The organism is Sphaerisporangium sp. NPDC051017 (assembly GCF_040683095.1).
Classification (GTDB): domain Bacteria; phylum Actinomycetota; class Actinomycetes; order Streptosporangiales; family Streptosporangiaceae; genus Sphaerisporangium.
In genome coordinates this window covers 60,303-66,901 of sequence record NZ_JBFBCI010000048.1, presented here as the reverse complement: position 1 = coordinate 66,901, position 6,599 = coordinate 60,303, and the positions used below count along the sequence as shown (strand labels likewise).

The window sequence follows — 6,599 nt, the reverse complement described above, 5'->3', positions numbered from 1 at the left end:
ACATAAAGCAGACGTAAAGCACTACAAACGCACCCATAGTGATCAAGGTCAGGAGAAGTGTCAATGCGCTTTTCGTCAGGAGCCCCATACAGATCGTCACAGAAGCCGAGTAACCGCAGGTCCGTCATCTGACAGGAGCGAGCATCCGCGGATGAGCTTTTCTCGACCGACGGGGTGCCATCGGTCTCGGAGAGCCATTAGTTACCCGGCGCGTCGCCGAACCTTAACCCGAATACGCCGGGCGTAAACCTGTTCGCGGCGGACGTGAACCCGTATCGCAGGGGTGGACTCAGTCATCCAGAAACCAGGCCGCCACTCGGACGGGGCCTTTCCCGGATCGGCTCTGGGACGCGAAGACTCTGACCTGGCGATCGTTGATTTCGCCCGTCACGCCCAGAACCGTTTCGCCGGGTTCTGCCTGCTCCTGGGCTTCGCGCGCCGAAACCGGCGTCCACGCGGGAGGGACGAACGACCGCATGGCGTCCTCTATTGACGTGTTGGGCAGTTCGACCTCTATCCACGCGCCAGCTTCGTCTGGTTCGCAGCCGAGACGGCCGCCCATGTCGTCAGGACGCGTCGACGGCAGGAGCGGTGCGATCTCATTCGCCAACGCGTCGCTGTCGGCGATGCTCTGCGACACACACGCCGGGTCGGGTGTCATGGTCAGGTTGTCCAGCAACGCCCTCGCGCGGATGACGGCCAACACTCCCGTACCGACGACCACGATGAACGCCGCCGCGACGATGATCCGCACCGTACGCAAGCTCATTACGCGCAGACCTCGCAGGTCATCGTCAACCACCCGATTCCGTGGGCAGCGATCTATTTCAGCGAGTAAGAAATCTGCTCTTCCTCCCTTCTCATCGGCCGGCTCCCCCGAGGGTCACGCCGGAAGCCATGACGGCCACCACGGGGGGATGTTGTCCGGTGGGCACAGGCCGCTATCGCCGGGGTAGCCGTCGAGGGTGCCGAGGGTCTCGAAGTCGTGGAGGACGAGCAGGAAGGGACCGGCGAGGGCCACCGCGATCGCCAGGACGCTGAAGATCGCGCGGGTGACCTTCCAGCGGCCCAGCGGCGACCAGAGGGCGAGCGGGTTGAACAGCAGGGACGCGATCGCCGAGACCAGCGCGACGACCGGGAAGTGCAGCATCCGCGCGGGGAGGAGGAACATGAGCTCCAACTGATGTGGGGGCTCCCACCCGGCGTCGCAGTAGGCACGGCCCTGTGCGACCAGGTAGTTGTCGACCCACGCGCCACCGACGGCCCACACCAGGGCGATCACGACCACCATGCCGCAGCCGAGCGCCTGTGTGGCCGCTCCGAGCCTCGTGCGCGAGATCCTGAGCGACGTCCGCGCGCTTCTCGTCACGGCGATGACGCACCTCCCGTAAGTTCATCACAGAGCACCCGTCCTCCCCCACGAGCATCTCCAGCCCTACTTCTCCGATCGTGCGCGGTGGCGGGGCGTTGCCGGTTCGTTATGGGATCGCGGGGGCGAACGCGTTGGCCGTACCCTGCGCGTTGACGTGAGCGGGGGGCACGGCATCCTGTGGCAGGCGTAAAAATCAGTACGAACGGTGTGAACGGCATGAGCAGTAGCGAACTTAACGGCATCCCCCTGACCCGCGACTTCGAGAACGGCGGGGTGTCGTTCTGGTACCGGCAGATCGGGCTGCCCGCTCGCCGTGCCGCGCTGCCCGGGCCACGGGACTACGACGTGGCCATCGTGGGCGGCGGCTACACCGGCATGTGGACCGCGTACTACCTGAAGAAGGCCCAGCCCGACCTGCGGATCGCGATCCTGGAGAAGGAGTTCGCCGGGTTCGGCGCCTCCGGCCGCAACGGCGGATGGCTGTCGGCGGAGTTCGCCGGGTCGCGGGAGCGGCACGCGGCGGCACGCGGGCGCCAGGCGATGATCGACCTCCAGCACGCGATGTTCCACGCCGTGGACGAGGTGATCGAGGTCACCCGCGCGGAGGGCATCGAGGCCGACGTCCACAAGGGCGGCCTGGTGCACGTGGCGACCAATCCCGCGCAGAACCGGCGCATGCACGCGGAGCTGGCCGACCTGCGTACCTGGGGCTTCGGCGAGCAGGACATGCGCCTGCTGAGCCGCGAGGAGCAGGAGGAGCGCATCAGCGTCGCCGGCGCGCTGTCGGCGATGTACAGCCCGCACTGCGCCCGCATCCAGCCCGCCAAGCTGGCGACCGGCCTGGCCAACACCGTGGAGGCGCTCGGCGTCGACGTGTTCGAGGGCACGACGGTGACCGAGATCCGCCCGAGGAACGGGAAGGGCAGGGCCGAGGCGGTGACCAGGAAGGGAACGGTCACCGCCGACTACGTGATCCGCGCGACCGAGGGGTTCACCGCGAGCATCAAGGGCCAGCACCGCCAGTGGCTGCCCATGAACAGCTCGATGATCGTCACCGAGCCGCTGCCGGACGAGGTGTGGGAGCGCATCGGCTGGCGGGACCGGGAACTGCTCGGCGACGAGGCGCACGCGTACTGCTACGCGCAGCGGACCGCCGACGGGCGCATCGCCATCGGCGGCCGGGGCGTGCCGTACCGCTTCGGCTCGCGGACGGACGTGCGCGGCGCCACGCAGCCCCGGACGGTGGCGGCGCTGCGCGCGATCCTGACCACGCTGTTCCCTGCCACGGCCGGGGCGAGGATCCAGCACGCGTGGTGCGGCGTGCTGGGCGTCCCCCGCGACTGGTGTTCGACCGTCCACCTGGACCACGCGACCGGCCTCGGCTGGGCGGGCGGCTACGTGGGCAGCGGCGTCACGACCACCAACCTGGCCGGGCGCACGCTGCGCGACCTGGTGCTGCGCCGCGACACCGAGCTGACGGCGCTGCCCTGGGTGGGGCGCCAGGTGCGCCAGTGGGAGCCGGAGCCGCTGCGCTGGATCGGCGTCCAGATGATCTACACGCTGTTCCGCGCGGCCGACCGCCACGAGCACGCGCAGATGAGGCGCACGTCGGCCTACGCCCGCGTCGCGAACATCATCTCGGGCCGCTGACGCTCATGGCCGGCGCCCTTCCCCGGAGGGGCGCCTCGCTCCTCTTGCGCGATCGGCGTGCCGTGCGTTCCGCCATGGGTGGGGAACGCGCCGACGAGCCGCGCTCAGAGCAGGGAGTCGACCGCCACGGCGAGGAACAGCAGCGCCAGGTAGGCGTTGGACCAGTGGAAGAAGCGCATCGGACGGAGGGCGACACCGGTCTTGCCGGCGTTGACCCTGCCGAGCAGCCGGTAGACCTCGAACAGGCACACCGCGCCGAGGACGGCCGCGACGATGCCGTACACCGGCGTCGTGCCGGCGATCGGCCACAGCAGCAGCGAGCAGATCACGGTGGCCCAGGTGTAGGCGATGCACTCGACCACCACGCGCCGCTCGGTGGCGACGACCGGCAGCATCGGGACCGCGGCGGCGGCGTAGTCCTCGCGGTAGCGCATGGCCAGCGTCCAGGTGTGCGGGGGCGTCCAGAAGAACACCACTCCGAACAGGACCACCGGCGCCCAGTCGACCCGTCCGGTGATGCCGGCCCAGCCGATCAGCACGGGCATGCAGCCGGCGATGCCGCCCCACACGACATTCTGCGGCGTGCGGCGCTTGAGCACCAGCGAGTACACGAGGACATAGAAGAGGATCGCGGCGAGCGAGAGCCCGGCGGCGAGGGTGTTCACGGTGAGCGCCAGGCCCAGCGTCGACAGCGCCCCGAGCACGATGCCGAAGATCAGCGCGTTCCTCGGCGCGACCGCCGCCATCGCCAGCGGGCGGCGGCGGGTGCGGCGCATGGTCGCGTCGATGTCCCGGTCGATGTAGCAGTTCAAGGCGTTGGCGCTGCCCGCGGACAGGGTGCCGAAGACCAGCGTGGCCACGGCGGTCCAGAGAGGCGGGAAGCCCCGCGCGGCGAGGAACATCACCGGGAGCGTCGTGATCAGCAGCAGCTCGATGATCCGCGGCTTGGTCAGCGCGACGTACGCGCGCACGACCGCGAGCGGCGATCGGCGGGCGCCGGCGAGCGGGACGGCCGGCGGCTTTGTCGTGAGCACCGTCAAGGCGCTTCCAGCGGGAGCGGGGTCAACGCGTAACCTCTATTAGAGCGGTCCGTGATTGCGGGCATGAGCCAGACTTCGAGGACTCACTGTAGTGCGGGGAGTCGCCGGTCCCGGCATCGGGGGCGAATGCCACCTGGGCGAGTGGCCCGGTGGGAGGTTCGCCGGCCCCGGCGGGCGGCCCTGCCGCGAGCCCTCGGGGTGGGCGTGCCGTCCGTGGCGCGGATCGCGTTCCATACCGCTTCTCGAGGGGATGGAACTAACGATGTGAGCCCCACATTGCCCGGTCACAGGTTAGACGCAGGTTGCATCTACGGTATGGGGAACGACCCATTAAGGTCCGGTGTGGGGAGGAACGACCAGACCGGACGGGCCGCAGAGCCGAGCCGGCGCCTTATAGCCAATAGGAGATCGAGCAGTTGAGCAGCGAACTCGTGCCAGACCTTGAGTGGAGCGACCTCGATCGGCGCACCGTCGACGTCATACGCGCCCTGTCCATGGACGCGGTCGAGAAGGCGGGCTCGGGCCACCCGGGCACCGCGATGAGCCTTGCCCCGGCCGCGTACCTACTGTTCCAGCGCGTCCTGCGCCATGACCCCACCGATCCGGCGTGGGTGGGGCGTGACCGCTTCGTCCTGTCCGCCGGGCACTCCAGCCTGACCCTTTACATCCAGCTCTTCCTCTCCGGCTACGGACTGACCCTCGACGACCTCGCGTCGCTGCGCCAGTGGGGCAGCCTGACGCCCGGCCACCCGGAGCATGGGCACACGCTCGGCGTCGAGACCACCACGGGCCCTCTCGGCCAGGGCATCGGCAACGCCGTCGGCATGGCGATGGCCCAGCGCCGCGAGCGCGGCCTGTTCGACCCGGACGCCGCGCCGGGTGAGAGCCCGTTCGACCACCGCGTCTGGTGCATCGCCTCCGACGGTGACATCGAGGAGGGCATCAGCCACGAGGTGAGCTCGATCGCGGGCCACCAGAAGCTCGGCAACCTCAACGTCATCTACGACGCCAACCACATCTCGATCGAGGACGACACCGCGATCGCGCTGTCGGAGGACGTCGCCAAGCGGTACGAGGCCTACGGCTGGCACGTGATCAGCGTGGACTGGACCGAGACGGGCGAGTACGTCGAGAACGTCGAGAAGCTGTATGAGGCGTACCGCGCGGCGGCGGCCGAGACCGAGCGCCCGACGCTGATCAAGCTCCGCACGATCATCGGCTGGCCGGCGCCGAACAAGCAGAACACCGGCAAGATCCACGGGTCGGCGCTGGGCGCGGACGAGGTCGCCGCCACCAAGGAGATCCTCGGCCTGGACCCGTCCAAGAGCTTCATCGCCCCGGACGACGTCGTCGCCCACGCCCGCGAGGTCGCCGAGCGCGGCCGGGCCCTGCACGCGAAGTGGAACGAGACGTTCGATGAGTGGCGGTCGGAGTACCCGGAGAACGCCGAGCTGTTCGACCGCGTGATCGTGCGCAAGCTGCCCGCGGGCTGGGAGGAGGCCCTGCCGGTCTTCGAGGCTGGCAAGTCCATGGCGACGCGCAAGGCGTCGGGCACCGTGCTGACCGCGCTGGCGCCGGTGCTGCCGGAGCTGTGGGGCGGCTCGGCCGACCTGGCGGAGTCGAACAACACGACCATGGAGGGCGAGCCGTCCTTCATCCCGGAGGAGTACCAGACCAAGGCCTTCCCCGGGAACCGGTACGGCCGCACGCTGCACTTCGGCATCCGCGAGCACGGCATGGGCTCGATCCTCAACGGCATCGCCCTGCACAACGGCACCCGGCCCTACGGCGGCACCTTCCTGGTCTTCAGCGACTACATGCGCCCGGCCGTGCGCCTGGCGGCCCTGATGGGCCTGCCGGTGACCTACATCTGGACGCACGACTCGATCGGCCTCGGCGAGGACGGCCCGACCCACCAGCCGGTGGAGCACCTGTGGGCGCTGCGCGCGATCCCGGGCCTGGACGTGGTGCGGCCCGCCGACGCCAACGAGACCTCGGCCGCGTGGAAGGCCGTCCTGGAGCACACCGACCGCCCGGCGGCGCTGGCGCTGACCCGTCAGAACCTCCCGGTCTACGAGGGGTCGTCCGACTTCGAGAAGGTCGCCAAGGGCGGCTACATCCTGGAGGAGGCGTCCACCGGGCAGCCGGCCGTGGTCATCATCGGCACGGGCAGCGAGGTCGAGCTGGCCGTGGACGCGCGCCGCATCCTGGAGGACGAGGGCATCCCGGCCCGCGTGGTCTCCATGCCGTGCGTGGAGTGGTTCAACGCGCAGGACGACGCCTACAAGCAGCTGGTCCTTCCTCCGTCCGTCAGGGCGCGGGTCGCGGTGGAGGCGGGAATCGCGCTCGGCTGGCGGGAGTTCGTAGGGGAGGAAGGTGAGGTCGTGAGTCTCGAGCACTTCGGCGCGTCGGCGCCGTACAAGACGTTGTACGAGCAGTTCGGCCTCACCGCCGAACGTGTGGCGGCCGCCGCCAAGGGCAGCCTCGCCAGGACCGGGGCCGACCAGGGTCACACCACCGGAAACTAGAGGACTCAC

At 69.4% G+C, this 6,599-nt stretch carries 5 protein-coding genes; 2 read left to right on the top strand and 3 right to left on the bottom strand.

What is annotated here, in order from left to right; translation table 11 throughout:
- Positions 1–289: 289 nt before the first annotated feature.
- Positions 290–769 carry a hypothetical protein gene (locus tag AB0M95_RS30115; protein WP_363771665.1) on the bottom strand — a complete coding sequence of 160 codons (480 nt, stop codon included), beginning with the start codon at positions 767–769 and terminating at the stop codon, positions 290–292.
- Positions 770–883: 114 nt separating this feature from the next.
- Positions 884–1,369: a hypothetical protein gene (locus AB0M95_RS30110; RefSeq protein WP_363771662.1), complete on the bottom strand. Its 486-nt coding sequence runs from the start codon at positions 1,367–1,369 to the stop codon at positions 884–886.
- A 219-nt stretch (positions 1,370–1,588) separates the two neighbouring features.
- On the opposite strand from AB0M95_RS30110, the gene AB0M95_RS30105 reads away from it, so the two are divergent.
- Positions 1,589–3,022: an FAD-binding oxidoreductase gene (locus AB0M95_RS30105; RefSeq protein WP_363771659.1), complete on the top strand. Its 1,434-nt coding sequence runs from the start codon at positions 1,589–1,591 to the stop codon at positions 3,020–3,022.
- Between the two features lie 104 nt (positions 3,023–3,126).
- Here AB0M95_RS30105 and AB0M95_RS30100 read toward each other — a convergent pair whose 3' ends face one another.
- Entirely contained in the window at positions 3,127–4,056 is a 930-nt protein-coding gene (locus tag AB0M95_RS30100) for a heme o synthase (RefSeq protein WP_363771656.1), read from the bottom strand.
- 422 nt (positions 4,057–4,478) lie between these two features.
- Between AB0M95_RS30100 and tkt the strand changes: the two genes are divergently transcribed.
- Positions 4,479–6,590, top strand: coding sequence for a transketolase (tkt, locus tag AB0M95_RS30095; RefSeq protein WP_363771654.1), 2,112 nt, complete (start codon positions 4,479–4,481; stop codon positions 6,588–6,590).
- Positions 6,591–6,599: the final 9 nt, after the last annotated feature.

Excerpts from the sequence above, each read along its gene's own strand:
- AB0M95_RS30115 (WP_363771665.1), bottom strand. The coding sequence starts at position 769 with ATGAGCTTGCGTACGGTGCGGATCATCGTCGCGGCGGCGTTCATCGTG.
- AB0M95_RS30105 (WP_363771659.1), top strand. The coding sequence starts at position 1,589 with ATGAGCAGTAGCGAACTTAACGGCATCCCCCTGACCCGCGACTTCGAG.